At 45.9% G+C, this 17,545-nt stretch carries 14 protein-coding genes and 1 tRNA gene; 7 read left to right on the top strand and 8 right to left on the bottom strand.

Annotated elements, in window-relative coordinates; all coding sequences use genetic code 11:
* Positions 1-228: 228 nt before the first annotated feature.
* Both R7Q41_RS14530 and R7Q41_RS14525 read left to right on the top strand, forming a co-directional pair.
* Positions 229-312, top strand: a tRNA-Leu gene (locus R7Q41_RS14530).
* A gap of 32 nt (positions 313-344) precedes the next feature.
* Complete coding sequence (locus tag R7Q41_RS14525) at positions 345-956, top strand: DUF2913 family protein (protein ID WP_318108248.1); 612 nt, start codon at positions 345-347, stop codon at positions 954-956.
* A 78-nt stretch (positions 957-1,034) separates the two neighbouring features.
* On the opposite strand, the gene R7Q41_RS14520 is transcribed toward R7Q41_RS14525, so the two are convergent.
* Both R7Q41_RS14520 and R7Q41_RS14515 read right to left on the bottom strand, forming a co-directional pair.
* Positions 1,035-2,435, bottom strand: coding sequence for a tryptophanase (locus R7Q41_RS14520; RefSeq protein ID WP_053307136.1), 1,401 nt, complete (start codon positions 2,433-2,435; stop codon positions 1,035-1,037).
* 298 nt (positions 2,436-2,733) lie between these two features.
* Positions 2,734-3,978: an NADH:ubiquinone reductase (Na(+)-transporting) subunit B gene (locus R7Q41_RS14515; RefSeq protein ID WP_318108250.1), complete on the bottom strand. Its 1,245-nt coding sequence runs from the start codon at positions 3,976-3,978 to the stop codon at positions 2,734-2,736.
* A 159-nt stretch (positions 3,979-4,137) separates the two neighbouring features.
* Here R7Q41_RS14515 and R7Q41_RS14510 point away from each other — a divergent pair, with 159 nt between their 5' ends.
* The 3 genes from R7Q41_RS14510 (at position 4,138) to R7Q41_RS14500 (ending at position 7,102) form a co-directional block, all read left to right on the top strand.
* A complete protein-coding gene (locus R7Q41_RS14510) occupies positions 4,138-5,526 on the top strand; it encodes a cytochrome ubiquinol oxidase subunit I (RefSeq protein WP_017635517.1) in 1,389 nt (462 codons plus the stop codon).
* Between the two features lie 10 nt (positions 5,527-5,536).
* Positions 5,537-6,535 carry a cytochrome d ubiquinol oxidase subunit II gene (cydB, locus tag R7Q41_RS14505; protein WP_005374173.1) on the top strand — a complete coding sequence of 333 codons (999 nt, stop codon included), beginning with the start codon at positions 5,537-5,539 and terminating at the stop codon, positions 6,533-6,535.
* A 174-nt stretch (positions 6,536-6,709) separates the two neighbouring features.
* Positions 6,710-7,102: a hypothetical protein gene (locus R7Q41_RS14500; RefSeq protein ID WP_005374176.1), complete on the top strand. Its 393-nt coding sequence runs from the start codon at positions 6,710-6,712 to the stop codon at positions 7,100-7,102.
* Positions 7,103-7,148: 46 nt separating this feature from the next.
* On the opposite strand, the gene R7Q41_RS14495 is transcribed toward R7Q41_RS14500, so the two are convergent.
* The 5 genes from R7Q41_RS14495 to R7Q41_RS14475 form a co-directional block, all read right to left on the bottom strand.
* Complete coding sequence (locus R7Q41_RS14495; protein WP_033906248.1) at positions 7,149-7,631, bottom strand: hypothetical protein; 483 nt, start codon at positions 7,629-7,631, stop codon at positions 7,149-7,151.
* The gene (locus tag R7Q41_RS14490; protein WP_033906247.1) at positions 7,628-7,945 is read right to left on the bottom strand and encodes a GrpB family protein; all 318 of its coding nucleotides are present in this window, start codon (positions 7,943-7,945) and stop codon (positions 7,628-7,630) included. The genes R7Q41_RS14495 and R7Q41_RS14490 overlap by 4 nt, the downstream gene beginning before the upstream one ends.
* A 139-nt stretch (positions 7,946-8,084) precedes the next feature.
* Positions 8,085-9,317: an L-2-hydroxyglutarate oxidase gene (lhgO, locus tag R7Q41_RS14485; RefSeq protein WP_318144545.1), complete on the bottom strand. Its 1,233-nt coding sequence runs from the start codon at positions 9,315-9,317 to the stop codon at positions 8,085-8,087.
* Between the two features lie 8 nt (positions 9,318-9,325).
* The gene (locus R7Q41_RS14480; RefSeq protein ID WP_009705104.1) at positions 9,326-11,449 is read right to left on the bottom strand and encodes a TRAP transporter permease; all 2,124 of its coding nucleotides are present in this window, start codon (positions 11,447-11,449) and stop codon (positions 9,326-9,328) included.
* A gap of 88 nt (positions 11,450-11,537) precedes the next feature.
* Entirely contained in the window at positions 11,538-12,548 is a 1,011-nt protein-coding gene (locus R7Q41_RS14475) for a TAXI family TRAP transporter solute-binding subunit (protein WP_005374185.1), read from the bottom strand.
* 836 nt (positions 12,549-13,384) lie between these two features.
* Here R7Q41_RS14475 and brnQ point away from each other — a divergent pair.
* Together brnQ and R7Q41_RS14465 are read left to right on the top strand one after the other, a co-directional pair.
* Positions 13,385-14,695 carry a branched-chain amino acid transport system II carrier protein gene (gene brnQ / locus R7Q41_RS14470; RefSeq protein ID WP_005374201.1) on the top strand — a complete coding sequence of 437 codons (1,311 nt, stop codon included), beginning with the start codon at positions 13,385-13,387 and terminating at the stop codon, positions 14,693-14,695.
* A gap of 103 nt (positions 14,696-14,798) precedes the next feature.
* On the top strand, positions 14,799-16,007 hold the full coding sequence (locus R7Q41_RS14465) for a GGDEF domain-containing protein (RefSeq protein ID WP_005374203.1): 1,209 nt from the start codon (positions 14,799-14,801) through the stop codon (positions 16,005-16,007).
* Between the two features lie 43 nt (positions 16,008-16,050).
* Here the strand turns inward: R7Q41_RS14465 and R7Q41_RS14460 are convergent, their stop codons facing one another.
* Entirely contained in the window at positions 16,051-17,400 is a 1,350-nt protein-coding gene (locus tag R7Q41_RS14460) for a sigma-54-dependent transcriptional regulator (protein ID WP_053349389.1), read from the bottom strand.
* Positions 17,401-17,545: the final 145 nt, after the last annotated feature.

Here is a 17,545-nt window from a genome sequence, read left to right as displayed (position 1 = left end):
CAAGCGTTCAAAATTTAGGCAAAAGTACTCTTTTGTCGTCATACTATTAATAAAAGTAAGGGCATAAGGATAGGCGTTGATGGTAAAAAACATAAAAGTGACCAATAAATATGCAATCAAACTCGAAAGAGCCAAAATTCGTCATTTTGCTCTCGCCAACAGGTGGATTTTGGTTATACAATTCGCGTTGCTTCTTTCGAGGCCTCTGAGTATTCAGAGCATCATGATGCCGAGATGGTGAAATTGGTAGACACGCTAGCATGAGGTGCTAGTGCCTTTGGTGTGAGGGTTCGAGTCCCTCTCTCGGCACCATTATCCTTCTTCCCTAATTTTGTTCGAGTGTAATGCAAAGTTCTAAGCAGGCAAGACAGTCTACAGATGCTAATCAACTTCTGAGTGAGCTTGCGGTTCACGCTTTATTACACCTGCACTTTAAAATTCACGCGTCCTCGCATGGCCTCTCCCTTAAAGAACGTAATGACTTACTTCAGAAATGGCTGAAACCAAAACTGAAGAGTAATCGCTATAAGCTGATTAAAAAGCCGTTAAAATCTTTGACTCAGCAGGCAAAAGGTGAGAACGGAAATCTGGAAGCATTACTCGAGCGCTGCGTCGGTGCAGACAAACCCAGCAACCCTCAACCCGATCTAGATAGCTACTTGCTGCTGATCAACGAGATTGAGAAGAAACTGGGGGCTACCGTGTTATTATCTCGACCGGAAGACGTCGACTTATCTCACGACCAACACGGCTGTTTGCTGTGTGTGCTTTCTGAGAACTTAAATCAGCACTTCGATGATAATAACGCCCTAATCGCTCCTATTTCGATGCTGTTCCGCGGACCAATGAGTCAACGTTCACTTTTTCTTGGCAGCATTTACGCCAGTGGTACCTTCAATTATGAAGTGCAGTATCAAGACGACCAGTTCGTTCGCATCACATTAGAGTTGGCGTAAGTGTAACGCTAAGAAATAAACGAATCGAAAAAGGCCGCGAAACTCGCGGCCTTTTGCTTATCTAGATTTAAACTTGAGTTAATCGATCTCTTTAAATCGAGCAGTAAAGTGGCGCAGCACTGGTGGCTCGTACTCGAAAGTGAGCCCTTTTAACTCATGTGCACGATTTTTCAGTTCGATAATCGCATCCGCAATGTAATCCATATGATCGTTTGTGTAGACACGACGTGGAATGGTCAAACGCATCAACTCAAGCTCTGACACTTTTTGTTTACCCGTTTCCGGATCTCGACCAAGCAGCAACGATCCTATCTCTACTGCTCGAATACCCGCTTCCAAGTACAAAGCATTACACAATACCTGCGCAGGAAACTGATCCGCTGGAATATGTGGCAAAATCTTAGCGGCATCCACAAACACCGCATGACCACCCGTTGGGTATTGAATCGGAATACCGCCTTCACGTAAGCGCTCACCTAAGTATTGAACTTGGCTAATTCTATAGTGAAGAAAATCCTCATCCGCGGCTTCATACAAACCGCGAGCGAGCGCTTCCATATCACGCCCAGCCATGCCGCCGTATGTTACAAATCCTTCCATGGGTACGCAGCGCGTCTGCACCGCCTGGAACAACTCCTTATGATCACGAATACAACACATGCCACCAATGTTTACCATCGGGTCTTTCTTAGCTGACATGGTGAGCATATCACCGTACTGGTACATCTCACGGATGATTTCCAGAATCGATTTATTCTCGTAACCCGCTTCACGCTGCTTGATAAAGTAGGCGTTCTCACAGTAACGAGCCGAGTCAATCACCACTGGAATATCGTACTTGGTTGCAATCTCGTACACACTGCGCATGTTTTCCATCGACACAGGCTGACCACCGGAGCTATTACAAGTAATCGTGGTGATAATTGCACAAATGTTATGCGAACCGTGCGCTTCAATTGTTGCCACCAGCTTATCGATATCAAAATTGCCCTTCCAATCATAAGGCGTAGTGGTGTCGAATGCTTCTTCCGTTACCACGTTAATCGCTTTACCGCCATTGAGTTCAATGTGACCCGCTGTGGTATCAAAATGGTAGTTCGAGATAAATACTGGCGTTTCGCCACCACGCACCTGACGCATACGCTCAATCAAAGCTGGGAACAAAATTTGCTCGGCACCACGCCCTTGGTGTGCAGGCACGGTGAGCTTATAACCGAAGAAGTGCTCCACTGCATCACACAGGTTGTAGTAATTTCGACTCCCCGCATAGGATTCATCCCCCATCATGATGCCAGCCCACTGATTATCACTCATGGCACCAGTGCCAGAGTCAGTCAGCAAATCGATATAAACATCATCACTACGAAGAAGAAATGGATTATAGCCCGCTTCTTTTAACGCGACTTCACGGTCTGCCAAAGTCGTCATTTTGATTGGCTCAACCATTTTGATACGGAAAGGTTCTGGAATACGTTTCATTGTTAATTTCCTTATACGCATTGCCCTACGCAGTTTCACGTAAGACTAAAAAACAAATAGATAGAATGCTTTTCAATGCGATTGCATTGAGGAAATCAACGAGAAGAGATTTTACTAAGAAGAGACAAGCAGTAGTCTAGGTTATACCAGAACGACAGCACCAAACGGCTATCGAGAATATCCTTTATTCTCATCGTCTTCGTCCTCCTGATAAAAATAAAAAGTCAGAAACCCCATGTCTCTGACCTTTTCAATATAGTGCAGTTTTCAATCAATTTTCAGTGAGGTCACCCTCATTTTAAGAAGGTCTCGCCCTTTTCATTCTGCGTTTGATATTACTTTCTTTGACTAGGTAATCGAAAAGTGGCGCGAATAAGTTAGCAAATAGAATAGCTAACATGATGCCTTCTGGATAAGCCGGGTTCAGCACTCGGATAAAAATCGTCATCACGCCGATTAATAGTCCGTATGCCCATTTCCCGTTATTGGTAAAAGCTGCCGAGACAGGGTCTGTCGCCATAAAGAAGGTACCAAACGCAACCCCACCAATCACGAAGTGCCAGTAGAACGGCATGGAGAACATGGGGTTAGAGTCTGAACCGATCGCATTCAATAGTAATGAAGATCCGATTAAACCGACCAACACGCCCGCAACAATTCTCCACGATGCAATCTTCATAAAGATGAGAACCAAGCCTGTTAGTGCGATCAACAACGTGGAGACTTCACCCATCGAGCCTGGTAAATTACCAACAAAAGCATCTCCCCATGAAATTGTTTGTCCTGTCATATTATTTATCAAAGCACTTTGCCCGCCTTCATACCATTGACTAAGTGGAGTAGCGCCAGAGTAACCATCAGCCGCGACCCACACGGCACCACCGGACATGTTGGCAGGATAGGCAAAGTATAAGAACGCGCGCCCTGCTAAAGCTGGATTTAGGAAGTTTCGTCCAGTACCACCAAAAATCTCCTTCGCCACAACAATACCGAAAGTGATACCTAAAGCCGCTTGCCATAGTGGAATTGTCGGAGGAAGGATCAGCGCAAAGAGTATAGAGCTGACAAAAAAGCCTTCATTTACCTCATGCTTTCGCACAATAGCAAACAGAACTTCCCAGAAACCACCAACGATAAACACCGTCGCATAAACTGGAAGAAAGTAAGTAGCACCAAGCCACATTTTACTTCCCCACCCCGCTTGTGAAACCGCATCTAACGAGCCCCATACCCAACTCAGTTGCCATGAAGAAACAAGCGCTTGCTGAGCTGAGGCTTGATCCATTCCATACAACAAGGCATCACTCGCTTGCTGGCCTATGTTGTACATACCCCAGAACATGGCAGGGAAGACCGCCAGCCACACCATGATCATAATACGTTTTAAATCGATGCTATCTCGAACGTGAGTCATGCCCTGGTTTACCTTACCAGGCGTGTAAAAAATGGTTTCGACAGCTTCGAAAAGTGGGTAGAACTTGTGATACTTCCCACCTGGACCAAACTTAGGTGTCGCTTTCTCAAAGTAATGTTTAAGGCTCATAACGCTCCTCCTTTATTTAAAAGATGGTACGCACATGTGTAAAAAGCGATCGTTTTTTAATCTCTTCGTCTTCCTTCTTCGTATTTCACCTTGTTCGCCACTCTTCTGTCTCCTCTTTAAATCCGGCGAACAGTTTATCCAACGAAAAAGGGACCGCTCATGGACACACTCGCCATTGACCTAGCTAGATTCCAATTTGCCTTTACTGTCTCTTTCCACATTATTTTTCCAGCTTTTACGATTGGTTTGGCAAGTTATCTCGCTGTATTAGAGGGCTTGTACTTAAAAACGGGCAACAAACAGTACATGCAAATCTATAAGTACTGGCTCAAAATCTTTGCCATCAGTTTTGGTATGGGTGTGGTGAGTGGCATCGTGTTGAGCTATCAATTCGGTACTAACTGGAGCGTGTTTGCCGACAAAACAGGCCCAATCCTGGGCCCGCTAATGGGTTATGAAGTTTTTACTGCGTTTTTCCTCGAAGCGGGGTTTTTAGGCGTGATGCTTTTCGGTATGGATAAGGTGGGTAAGAAGCTTCACTTCGCCGCGACTTGTATTGTTGCATTCGGGACGTTTTTGTCTGCGTTTTGGATACTTTCGGTTAATAGTTGGATGCAAACACCAGCGGGCTACAGTATCAACGAAGCCGGACAGTTTATCCCAGAAGACTGGTGGGCGATTGTCTTCAACCCTTCCTTCCCTTACCGGCTCGTTCATATGTTGCTCGCCGCTTACCTTACTACTGCCTTTGTTGTAGCCGGCGTTGCCGCTTATCACTTACTAAAAGCAAACCATAACCCTCTAGCCAGAATTATGTTCTCGATGGCAATGTGGATGGCTGCCATCGTGACACCAATTCAAATCGTTGCTGGAGACATGCATGGTTTAAACACCCTTGAACATCAACCCGCCAAAGTCGCCGCGATGGAAGGGCACTATGAGTCTCACCAAGGCGCGCCATTGATCCTCTTCGGTATCCCTAACGATGAAGAAAAACGCATGGAATACGCACTGGAAATCCCCAAACTCGGTAGTTTGATTTTAACTCATGACCTCAACGGTGAAGTGAAGGGATTAGATGCTTTTCCAGAGGAGGAACACCCTCCTGTCTCTATCGTTTTCTGGTCTTTCCGAGTCATGGTCGCGCTTGGTTTTGGCATGCTTGTTATTGGTTTGTGGAGCCTTTGGCTAAGAAAACGTCGCAAACTTTTTGATTCGAGGGCACTTCAACGTATTTGTGTGCTGTTTGCCCCAGCGGGGTTCATTGCAGTCTTAGCAGGCTGGATAACTACCGAAGTAGGTCGACAGCCTTACACCGTATACGGTCTTTTAACCACAGCCAATTCGGCATCGCCTATTGATGCCGCCGCGGTGAGCGTCTCCCTGACGGCGTTCATCGTGGTTTACTTTGTGGTTTTTGGAGCTGGCTTCTTCTATCTCCTACGTTTGATGCGCAAGTCTCCAACTCGATATGAAGAAGGTCTAGATAGCCGACTTCCTGATGGCACGAAAACTGATGCCATCACACATTCTAACCATCTAACCTAGGAGCTAACTCATGGATTACGCATTAATTTGGTACGCTTTGATTGGGCTCGCCGTTCTGATTTATGTCGTGTTAGATGGCTTTGATCTCGGTATTGGTATCCTATTCCTCAGCGCTAATGACGATGAAGAGCGCGACATGATGATGAACAGCATCGCTCCTGTTTGGGATGGGAATGAAACTTGGCTAGTTCTTGGCGGTGGTGGGCTTTTTGCCGTGTTCCCCCTCGCCTACGCGGTCATTATGCCAGCACTCTATGCTCCTCTGATTTTAATGCTGCTCGGATTAATTCTGCGCGGGGTTTCTTTTGAGTATCGCTTCCGAACACAACGCGGAAAGTTTTTATGGGATAGCGCTTTTTTCATTGGTTCACTCACCGCAGCATTGATGCAAGGCATTATGCTCGGAACCCTGCTCCAAGGTATAGAGGTTAGTGAACGAGCATACGCAGGTGGATGGTTTGATTGGCTTTCACCATTTAGCGTATTTTGTGGCTTGGCGCTTGTTTGTGCTTATATCCTGCTCGGTTCATGCTGGTTATTAATCAAGCTTCCAGAAGAGCTGATGGGGCGCTATTACGTGGTCGCGCGACGATGGGGACTAGCGATGGTAGCCTGTATATTTATCGCCAGTTTGTGGCTGCCATTGAGCCAAAATATCGTCTTTGAACGTTGGTTCTCATTACCAAACTCACTACTGTTTTTCATATTACCAATTATTGCAGCGGCACTCATTTGGCAGCTATTCAAAGCCTTACTCGACCACAAAGCCGTCCGAGCCTACGTTCTTGCGATCGGCCTGTTTCTTGTGTCCGCGATGGGTTTCGGTGTCAGTACATTCCCTTACTTGGTCCCATTCGCACTCACTTATCAAGACGTCGCCGCGCCAGACAAAAGTTTGGCATTTTTACTTGCCGGCGCGGTGGTATTACTTCCTCTGATCATAGCCTACACGGCTTATTCGTACTGGGTTTTCCGCGGCAAGATGAAACGTGGAGAAGGATATCACTGATGAAACTAAAACCCATTTTGTGGTTCATTGGCATTTGGCTGGTAAGCGTGGTCGCCTTGTTTATCATCAGTTCGTTGATACGAACTGCGATATTGTAGGCCCAGAGTCTACTGCACCACATCTGAAGCCATTGAGGTCTATACTCAAGCAAGAGTAAAACAACGGAGTGTTTTTATGACCTTAAAGCGGTTTCTGGTAACTTTGATTCCTTTGACGGTTCCACTGTTTTCACCAAATGCATTGGCCGTAGACAAGCAGATGTCATCCGCCATTAAAAGTAAAATGCGGTCTATTTGCTCCGCAACAGACGAGCAGGGCCGTTGGCGACTTGCCGAAGCAACTCCTGACGCCAGACGTTCACTTAACATGGTGCTTTATCAAATGAATGCCGATGATAAATTGAAAGCAATTCATGAGGTGAGAACGAAAATGGTCGGCGGCACCCATTATGCGTTTGAGTTCGAGTTGCAAGATGGTCAAGTCTGGAATGCAATTGTATTGCACAGTGCCCGAGGCGATTACATGATCGAAAGACACGCAAAGAAAGGCGAACTCTGCCCTAAATAGCAATAGACACTACGACTCTACAGCCGACACAATAAAGTCGACTGATTCAGTCGCCTTTATTGTTGGTATGTTTAGGTATCGCTTCAAAAGCTTGGGAAAAGTAATAGCTTTCAACCTGAGGCCTAACTAAATCACAAGCTAACCCAAGGTCATCATTTTTTGTGAAAGGTAAATGTTCTGATAGAACCTCTTTTGACTTTTTATCAACCGTTTTAAAAGATTCAATAATTCTTAGAGGAACGTGAAACTGATGATCTCTCACGAGAAAGAAATAGTATTGGAGATGCTCGCCATATGTCGCAGCGTTATTAATCTCGCTACCAATTTTCACAGCTTCAACACGACTGCCTTCACAATCAAATTTAAACACATTGGTAATTTCTGCTTCCATAGAGCCTGGTACATAAACGATATAGCCAGCACTGAGCTCATGACCAATTAATACATAGCTCTCGTCGCGCTCATGCAGTTGATACGCAAAAGAATGAAATGCACTACAAAGTAAAATGAATCCAAGCCGTTTCTTCATTTTGTCTTCAACTCATCTATGACTTTACGTACGAAGTTTGCCTTAGCATCCGTATATTTTTCGATGGTAATTTCAGCTTGTTCCATCAAAGAAAGTTTTAGAGAAACATGAGGAAAGTGCGCAATACCTAGTACCATATCGATAATAGGTTTGGCAGGCATATCCAAAATGGCAGTACTGCCAATATGCTCGATTTGAGTTGACATCATCTCCGTCACTAACGCCAGTTCAGATCGGCTGCGTGCAAAATCCTGTCGACATGCAGGATCATGCTTAACAACACCTACGTTGTAATTGGCTAAACCTAATTTCATCCATCCCTCTCCTAATAAATCCAAATATCATAAGAAGGAAGTAATCCAACCACCAAAGTAAAAGCCAAACTTCCGGCACACCCGACACTAATCACCCAACAAATAGAGTCTGGAGTACTTTTAGTTTGGCTTTTTACTGTTAAACCGTCTCGGTTTTTGCCTCTATCTTCTCATTCACTTTATCGCAAATGTACTCCCCAATCGGCATTGCAGATGTCGCTGCGGGTGAGGGTGCGTTGCAAACGTGTAGGCTTCTTGCGCTCTCGGCAAACAAAAAGTCATGAACCAAGGTGCCATCGGATAACACGGCTTGTGCACGAATACCCGCAGGATATGGTTTGAGATCTTCTACCTTGATACTAGGGCAATATTTGTTGACCAACTTGAGGTAGCCCGGCTTCCACCAAGAGTTCTTAAACTCATCCAGTCCGGTTTTTAGATGCTTTTTTGTCACCTTCCAAAAGCCGGAGAAGCTGAGCATTTGCATGGTATCTTGCAGGCTGAAATTAACCTTGTCGTACCCTTCTCGCTTCCAGCCTTGCACTGCATTTGGACCAACCGTCACACTGCCATCAATCATACGCGTTAGGTGGACGCCCAAGAATGGCAAATCAGGGTTGGGAATTGGATAAATAAGATGATTCACCACTTGGTCGTGTTTGCTATCTAAGCGGTAGTATTCACCACGATAAGGGATGATCTGAAAGTCAGTTGGAATACCCATCATCTTAGTCATGCGATCCGCCATCAAGCCGCTGCAAGTAACCAAGAACTTGGTATTAAGTTGCATGGTTTGCCCGTCTGAAATGCAGGTCAGTTGAACTTCTTCATCCTTCTCTTCGGCAGCCACCACTTTGGTTCTCAAGCTGATTTGACCGCCGAGCTTTTTGAACTCTTCCGCCATCTGCTCAGTGACCAAACGATAGTCCACAATACTGGTGGTTTTGACATAAATCGCGCCCAATCCCGTGATGTTTGGTTCAGCCAGTTTAAGTTGCACTTCATCGAGTAGCTTTACGTCGATGCCGTTGACATGGCAGCGCTCATAGAGGGCATTCACGCGTTCGACTTCTTGCTCATTGGTCGCAACCAGTAACTTGCCACAGTTCTCCACCGGAATATCGTGCTCGGCGCAGAACGAAATGGTTCGCTCTACCCCACGCTTACAAAAATCCGCTTTTAAGCTGCCCGGTGCGTAGTACACCCCGGCATGAATCACGCCGCTATTGTGTCCGGTTTGGTGCTGGGCAAAACCGGACTCTTTCTCAACCAATAAAATGGATTTGTCTGGATGACGTTGCTGTAGTTGCCATGCTGTCGACACACCAACGATACCGCCACCAACAATGATGTAGTCATAGACTGATTTCATACGACCTCTTATAAAACCGATAGTTGAGATTGTTGCAATTTGAACTTGCGACCACTGTAAATGAACACCGCGACAAATACCGCGCAGCTTGCCACACGAACCAACATTGGGATGTCGTGCCAAACTAGCAATGTACCTACCACTACCAACAAGAGACGCGTCAGAATGTTTAGAGGACCTTCCAAGTAGCCTTCAATCGCACCAATCAATGCATAGGTACCGATGATGGCAAAGAAGCCCACGGTAATCACTGACGTCACATCCCAACTGACTAAGCCTGTATAAGCAATCAACAGCGGTACAAGATACAAACCTTTGGCAATTTTCCATGCCATCAAACCAGTGCGCATTGGCGGTGTTTTAGCGATGGTCGCTGCTGCAAATGCGGTCAAACACACTGGAGGCGTAACGTTGCTGTCTTGCGATAACCAGAAGATGATGAGGTGAGCAGCCAGCAACGCCAAGCCTACCGCTTCCATACCCAAACTTTGCTCTAGTAGGGTTTCCATAAAGTCCGCAGGTACTAGCGCCACCATTTCTTTCGCAGTTTCCAACGCCATTGGTGCATTAAGCAGTTCCAGCTTTTCTGGCGCCGCCAACATGAAGATGGCTTTTGCTTGTTCAGGCAATTGACCTGACACCATCAATTCAAGCAATTGGTTTTCGGCAATTAACTTGTAAAGCGCAGGGGCAGACAGTGTACCCAATACAATATACGCCGCTGTCACAGGTAAACCCATACCTAAAACAAGAGAAGCGAGCGCAATCAAAACGATCATGATGAACAAGTCGCCATTCGCCCAACCGTCGATCATCAGTGAGAACGTGTTGCCGATACCCGTTGTGCTGATCACATTGATCACCAGACCAATACCCACCAGCAACACGGCAGTTGTCGCCATGTTTTTCGCGCCTTGTGAAAGTGCTTCGATGATCGCTTTTGGTCCCATCTTGTGATCTTTCGAGAACCAAGAAGCCACGACCACTGAAATGATCGACAAGCCCGCAGCGTAAGTTGGCGTAAAACCTTGAACCAACAAAGTGACCAATACCGCCAGTGGGATAAGGTTGTGCCAACCGCTGATCAACACTTTCAATAGAGATTCATCGCTGGTCGTGATTTTTTGAACGCCGCTGCGTTTGGCTTCAATGCGCACAAAGAACGCAACAGACAAGAAATAGATAAGAGCAGGAATGAAAGAAACCGCGATGATATCGACATAAGGAATTTGCGTGTAAGACGCCATGATGAAAGCACCCGCCCCCATCACTGGTGGCATCAACTGACCACCTGTTGACGCTGCAGCTTCAACACCCGCCGCAAAGCGCGAAGGGAAACCCGCTTTTTGCATTAAAGGAATACTGATAACACCGGTTGAAACCGTATTTGCCACACTAGAGCCAGATACTGAGCCCATCAAACCGGAGCCAATCACCGCAATAAAACCGGGGCCACCAATGATTTTGCCAGCCGCAGCACGTGCCACATTGATGATGTAATCACCGACACCAGAGCGAACGAGAAACGCACCAAACAGAATGAACATGAATACGAAAGTCCAACTGATGCGCGAGATAGAGCCAAACATGCCCTCAGAAGAATAAAAGCTACGGTAGAGCAAAGTTTCCATGCTCAAACCCGGGAAATGGAAAATACCTGTCGCCCACTTACCCCAAAGCACAACGTAGCTTAAACACACCACAATCAGCACTGGAATAAACCAGCCCATGGTGCGTCGGATCAGCTCAATCACAATCAGAATTGCCATGATGGCGAAGACCCAATCGCTGGTCACGAACTTAACACCACGTTCATACAGCGCATCTTCGGCATAGGGAATATAGAGTAAACATGCGACCGCGCCCATGGCAATTAACACATCGATACCGAGTGCAATCTTACTCTGCTTGAGAGAGATATGAGCCGGATACCAAAGCGCACAAATCACCGCAAAGCCAGCAAAGTGGGTCGCGGAAATCCATAACTCTGGTAACGTCGATAAGGTATTAAACCAAATGTGCAAAGCAGACAGCACCACGCCAAACACTGTAATTGTGGTGGTTACCCACGGAAAATCAGTGCGCGTGGGCAGCTCAAACTTCTGCAATTCCTTTTCTATTGAGTCGCTCATCTCATACTCCAAGCTCTGGCGGCTTTTTCCATCTTAGAAATCGGTAGGGATAAAATGCCCCGAGCCAAAACTCGGGGCGAAGTAGGCGTTATTTCGCCATTAGATCTGATGGGATTTCGATGCCCATTTCTTTGTAGTAACGCGCCGCACCTGGGTGAAGAGGCACTGGCAAGCCAGCGATCGCTTTCTCAATCGCCATTGCTTTTGTTGCTTTGTGGATGCCTTGTAGGAAAGGCAGGTTCTCGTAGATCGCTTTGGTTAGCTGGTAAACGTCTTCTTCCGAGATATCTTCACGAACTGCCAAGAAGTTAGGCTGTGCAATGGTGGTGATCGGCTTATCTAGACCCGGGTACGTGTTCGCTGGGATCTCGTACTTCGTCCATAGGTTGTAATTGCCGTTCGCCTCTTTGATTTGTTCGTCAGTAAACGAAAGAATCGAAATGTCTTTACCCAACGCAGCAAAAGCTTGAGTGACCGCACCAACAGGTACACCCGCAGGCGTGTTCATGCCGTCAATGGTGCCGTTTTGAAGTGCGCTCGCACTGCCGCCGTAACCCATGTAAGCAAGATTGAATTTATCAGGGTCGACCTTCAGACCTTTCATGATTTGGCGACCAGAGTTCTCAGTACCTGAGTTCTTCTTACCGATAGAGAACTTCTTGCCATCTAGGTTGTTCAGATCAGTCACTGTGCCCGTTTTTGCTAGGTCAGAGCGAACAATAAAGTGCTCAACGTTTTGCCAAAGCATAGAGACTGAGCGCAGTTGTTCTTGGCGACCGCTCTTCTCATAAGGACCTTCACCAGACCAAGCCCACGCACCGTAAAGACCTTGTAGAATCGCGAACTGTGCTTCGTTTTCATTCAGCAGTTTAACGTTTTCACCAGAGCCCGCAGAGCTGATTGCAGAAAGGGAGAAGTGGTGCTTTGGTGCCAACTTCACTTTGCTTAACGTCGCCAACGCTACGCCCACAGGGTAGTAAGTACCACCTGTCGATGCCGTTGCAAGAATATAGCTACGATCTTCTGCCGCAGCGTTAGCAGCAATACCAAAAGAAGTCACAGCGACAGCCAAAGCTTTTACCAGCTTATTCATTTTCATTATTACTCTCCGTGTAGTCGTTTCACGATTGGGGATTTACATCATGTTAAACCTTTATTAACAACACATTCCCTAGAGCAATTGAAATGCCAACTTTTAACCCTTTGTATTTATTGAACTAAGAGCTGAAAGACATCAAAAATGAGCAAAATCATGCTGATTTGATAGCAAAGTAATGAGCAAGATCTTGCTCATTGAAGAGGAGAAGGTTGCACGCCTAGATCGCAAAAGGTTAATAAAATGTGATCAAGACAAAATAAATGCACGATTCACTAATAAGCAATATTTTGCCGATGCAATTTTGGATTGAATTGCAACTAATGAGCGTCTTAACAATAAGAAGAAAAAGCGCATCATTCTAAACTGCTCACTTTATCAGCGGAGGTTTATAGCCTAAACGACTACAAATAGCACAAAAATACAGCAAAGAAAGCCATGTTACAAAAATGAAAAGTCATTTATTCTAATTTTTAATTTAAAAAGCAGCTCGATCCACCAGTTCAGAAATAAACATTGACCGTATCAACTTATTTTCTACTTCGGGGTTGTGCCAATGGCCCTATGTTCGTTAGTGTAACAACACGCCAAGGCAAACGTATTCCTTGGTATTTTTTCGTCTTTAAGGATCACCCATGTCAGCAACTGCGCAATTACAATTCGCTTTAAAACGCCCATCTGGCGTTGCTGCTGCGATCCTCCTGCTCTCTCTGAAACTGATTCAGAGCTGACAGGCTATATCTAAACTTTCTGTCAGCTTGAGAAGAAGCTGACGGGAACACCACATACTCCTCCCATTCCTTTCAGTTTCTTCCAAGCGAAACATAAGAGGAATAACAATGTTAAGCGCACGCAATATCGCCGCTTTGGGCTTCATGACTTTCGCCATGTACTTAGGCGCGGGTAACCTGATCTTCCCTCCATTTTTGGGTTACCAAGCAGGTGAAAACTTTCTGAGCGGGATGTCTGGCTTCCTCTTGACGGGTGTAGGTCTGCCTGCGATGGCACTGGTGATGGTGGCTATCGTAAACGGTTCAGACAAATTAACCGCTGCCCTACCTAAACCTTTGGCGACCAGTTTTTGGGTGATGGTGTTTATCGTGATTGGCCCTGCGTTCGTGATCCCACGTGCAATTACCGTGGCTTACCAATTTAGCTTTGCGCCAATGTTTGGTGATGCAGCTTTGGTGCCTTTCACTATTGCCTTCTGTGCTATCACCATTCTATTTGCCCTATATCCGGGTAAATTGGTCGACAACCTAGGCAAGATCTTAACGCCTGCCTTGATGGCAATCTTGATCATCATGTCTGTGACGGCTTTGGTTTCTCCTGCAGGTGAGCTAACTGCCGCAACGGGACCATACCTATCTGGTGCATTTGCTGAAGGCTTAACCCAAGGTTACATGACCATGGATGCATTAGGTTCTATCGGTTTTGGTTGGATTATCTTCCGCGCGATTCGCAGCATGGGTGTGGATTGCCCGAAAGCCACCGCAAAATACACGCTAATCGCAGCTTTGATGTACGCGGTTGCCATGGCGTTTGTTTACATCTCATTGGCTTACATTGGCTCGACAAGCTCATACTTGGGTTCTGAGTTCAGCAATGGTGGCGACATTTTAACGGCATTCACCTTCAGCCACTTCGGCGCGTTTGGTTCACTACTACTAGGTGCCGTGATGGTATTGGCGTGTTTGACTACTGCTATCGGCGTAACCACCGCAGGCAGTGAGTTCTACGACAACACTTTCAGCAAAGTGAACTACAAAGGCTGCGTTATCACGACCATGGTATTGGCTGGTTTGATCGCCAACGTAGGTCTAGAGCAACTATTGGCTATCACATTGCCAGCGGTTGTGGCGCTTCACCCAGTCGCGATTGCGTTGATGATCATGGCACCAGTGCGCAACAAGATGTCGCAAATCATGGTGGTAGCAACCGCATTCACTGCTCTAACGTTTGGTTGTGTTGATGCGCTGCACATCCTAGGTTACATGCCAAGTTCCACTGATGAGTGGATGGGTAATTACATGCCTCTGTACAATGACTTTGCTAGCTGGATTGTGCCTAGCGTATTTATGATGATTGTTGGTCTGCTGTTTACGACGAAAACCAACCAAACCGAACAATTCGAGCTGGTGAATGAATAGCCGTTTAACATAAGACATCGCTCAATAAGTGCGTTACTATGTAGCTCGCTTATTGATATCAGGCAAAGGAGTTGCCTGAATGAAAGATTGATATGGGTCGCCTATGGATAATCAGTATCTAGACATCAGAACACTGAACTTTATCGTTATTCTGTTCTCTTGCATTTACTCTATTAGTCTGCTTTGTTATCAATACACTCAGGGTAGAGTCAAAGGCTTAAAAACCTTCTCGATATCACTACTGTTTATTGGTTTAGGCCCTTTTTTACTTGGCTTTAGAGGCTCTGCGCCAGACTGGCTGACCATCGTCATAGCCAACACTCTCATATTAGTCGGCTTCTTGCTTACGCTATATAGCGTAAGCATTTTTCGTCAATACCCTTTAAAATTGGCTCACTGTCTTACCTTGTTAACACCTGTTTTCAGTGGTTCATTTTACTATTTCACCTTCCATGACCCTTCTATCAAAAGCCGCATTATTTATCTGAGCATGTATATTTGTATCGTCACCTTCTTTAGTGGTGTCGCCATGCTTAAAGGTACCCAAAAGGACTTAAAGCTCCCTGTTAAAGCAATGGCTTACTCTTTCTTTGGATTTAGTTTTTTTATGGGATTTAGGGCGCTTTGGAGTACTTTTTCAGGTGAGTTACCAAGCTTTATGGTCGCAGGCCTTATCCATCAGCTGACGTTCTTATTTAGCATCTGCCTGATCGTTGCTTTGAGCTTTAGTATGCTGTGGTTAATTAACGGACGCTTGGTGCAATCCATTAATGATCTCTCTCATTTAGATGCACTCACAGGGCTATATAATCGTCGAGCCATGGAAGAAATCGTTCCAAACTTGGTTAGTAAAGCACATAAAAAAAGCCAAGCAATCAGCATTATTATGACTGATGTCGACAAGTTCAAAGCGATTAATGATCACTATGGTCACACGGTTGGCGACTCCGTCATGGCAACGATCTCCACTATTTTTAAAAAGCATCTTCCTGAGTCCGCCTGCATTGTGCGATTTGGTGGTGACGAGTTCATGATTGTTTTGCTCGAAAAAGCACAGCAAGCCAAAATTGTCGCAGAGCAAATTCGCCTTGCGGTCGAAACTGAAACCGCTTTGCAATCATTTAAAACTGAAGTGACCATGAGCTTTGGTATCAGTCAGTTATCTGAGGGGCAATCACTTCAAGAGGCGCTTGCTGAAGCAGACGAAGCGCTATATAGCTCTAAACATACTGGAAGGAACCTCGTTACCTTGTTTGGAGAAGGTAAAGACCTAAATTATAAGTTTGTCCCAGCTCCAGCCAAAAGCGCATAACGTGTTTGTTATGCCAGTAATTTCGAATTAGCTAGAAATCGCACTAAGTATAGTCGGAGCGATTCAAACCAAACTTCTGCATCTTTTGGTTAAGGGTTCGACGTGGTAAATCCAACTCCTGCATCACCTCATTGATGCGTCCATGATGCCTGACTAAAGAATCATGTAGCACCTTACGTTCAAAGTTATGTAGCTGAATCGCCAGCGGCACGCCCGCATGCGTCTCTTCGGTTGTTGAGGATGGTCGACTGGAGAGAATTTCCATCACGGAGACGGTTTCATCCAATGCAAAACGCATCGCTACATTCCTAAGCTCACGTACGTTACCGGGCCAAGAGTAAGCAAGAATGGCCTTTCTATCGGCTTCACTCAGCAGACGACTCTCAGGATTACTTTTCAGAGCAAAGTGTTCGAACAAGATCAACGCATCTTCTTCTCGCTCACGTAGCGGTGGCAAATAGATCTGCGCCACATTAAGACGATAGTACAAATCCTGACGAAACTCGTCATGATCATTGAGATCTTCTTTCGCGGCGGCGATCACTCTCAAATCAACTGAGATCTGTTGGTTGCCCCCAACGCGCTCTACCGTATGTTCCTGTAATGAACGCAACACTTTCACCTGCATGGACAGCGGCATACTCTCGATTTCATCAAAGAATAAAGTGCCTTTATCCGCGTATTCCAACTTACCAATGCGCTTTTTACCCGCTCCGGTAAATGCCCCTGCTTCATGCCCAAACAGCTCACTTTCAAACAGGTTCTCAGGAATAGCGCCACAGTTGATTGGCACAAAATGATAGGATCTGCGTTGGCTTTCATTATGCAAACTGGTCGCCACCAGCTCTTTACCACAACCTGTTTCGCCGTAAATGATCACGTTAGTATCAATGCGTGCTAACTTGGCTACTTGTTCTCTAAGCTGTTGCATCACTCGGCTTCGCCCAATCAACACCTCTTCTAAGCCGCTAACGCTAGATAGGTACTCTTGGCGATCTTGAGTAGACGTTTGTGCGCGATAGCTCTCGACCGCTTCGGTTACTCGTTGGGATAAACGCTCAGGTTGGAAAGGTTTCTCAATAAAATCGAACGCACCGTTTTGTAACGCCCCTACTGCCATATCGACGTCACCATGTCCGGTGATCAAGATAACTGGCGTTGGGACGTGATTGGCAATCAGGCTTTCTAGTATCGACAAACCATCGGTGTCTGGCAGGCGAACGTCACTGACAATCGCATCAAATTCTTGGCTCAGAATGGCCGCTTTGCCCTCTTCGCCTAAACTGAATGAGGTCACATCGAACCCCGCCAGTTGCAGCCATTGGCTGGTAGCCTGACGAACAATGTCATCGTCTTCGATAAGTGCAATTTTAGGGATGTCGTCAAAAGCCATGAGTTACTGCCTGCTTTGTGGGGTGGGAAAGAAATCGATCTTTATTAACGGTAGCAAAAACCACTGAGGAGAAAAGGAGCTAGATCTCACTTCTTGCTTACAAGTCTTTAACATCCAACCAGTTAGGCGCACTCTTTAATGACTG

The sequence above is a fragment of the Vibrio sp. 2096 genome, from assembly GCF_033339595.1.
GTDB lineage: Bacteria > Pseudomonadota > Gammaproteobacteria > Enterobacterales > Vibrionaceae > Vibrio > Vibrio alginolyticus.
This window is presented reverse-complemented; position numbering and strand designations above follow the sequence as displayed.